This is a genomic window from Sinorhizobium sp. P24N7, assembly GCF_042436655.1.
In the GTDB taxonomy this organism is placed as follows: Bacteria; Pseudomonadota; Alphaproteobacteria; order Rhizobiales; family Rhizobiaceae; genus Sinorhizobium; species Sinorhizobium meliloti_A.
Map to the genome: position 1 here is coordinate 1 of NZ_JBHMIW010000073.1, position 751 is coordinate 751.

The 751-nt window shown below is 61.5% G+C and carries 2 protein-coding genes; both read right to left on the reverse strand.

Going from position 1 to position 751, the window contains the following annotated elements; genetic code table 11:
• Positions 1-39 precede the first annotated feature (39 nt).
• Positions 40-420 (reverse strand): RidA family protein, encoded by a 381-nt coding sequence (locus ACFHWW_RS33955; protein ID WP_379943754.1) that lies wholly within the window; start codon positions 418-420, stop codon positions 40-42.
• A gap of 26 nt (positions 421-446) precedes the next feature.
• On the reverse strand, positions 447-751 hold a 305-nt coding region (locus ACFHWW_RS33960; RefSeq protein WP_379943755.1), incomplete at its 5' end, for an FAD-dependent oxidoreductase.

Here is a 751-nt window from a genome sequence, read left to right on the forward strand (position 1 = left end):
TCGGCGCACGTAACTGTCGCGCGATCAGGGTTCGGGAGGTTATGGAAGGGCGATTACTGCCTCGATCTCGACTTTGGCGCCCCTTGGCAACGCGCTCACTTCATGGCAAGCGCGGGCGGGATACCGCTCTGCAAAGAAGCCAGCGTAGACCTTGTTGATCTCTGCGAACTGACCGAGGTCGGTCAGGAGGACTGTGGTTTTGACGGTATGCGCAAGCGTTGTCCCGGCGGCGGCGACAATCGCTGCAAGGTTTTTGAGGCATTGGCTCGCCTGGACAATCGCGTCGTCCGAATTGAAGTCGCCGGTTGCTGGATCAATGGGCAACTGACCGGAGACGAACAGCAGGTTGCCGACCCTGATGGCTTGCGAGAAGGGGCCGACGGCGCCAGGTGCGTCCGTGGTATCGATAGCTTCGAGCATGATGTCTTCTCCTGTTGATGTGTTGTTCACGCGTAGCGGGCGATTGCAAGGTCTGTGGCGTCGATTTCCGGTTTGCGGCCGGAGACGAGATCGGCGATGACACGGGCCGAGCCGGAACTCATCGTCCAGCCGAGCGTACCGTGGCCGGTGTTGAGAAAGAGCCCGGCGACCTTCGTCGCACCGATGACGGGCGTGCCGTCCGGCGTCATCGGGCGAAGCCCGGAGCAGAAGCTTGCCTTGGAGACGTCGCCACCCGGAAAGAGATCGGTGACAGAGTGCTCGAGCGTCAGGCGCCGGGGCTCGCCGAGATCGTTGGTATAACCGGAGATTT

Excerpts from the sequence above, each read along its gene's own strand:
- ACFHWW_RS33955 (WP_379943754.1), bottom strand. The coding sequence starts at position 420 with ATGCTCGAAGCTATCGATACCACGGACGCACCTGGCGCCGTCGGCCCC.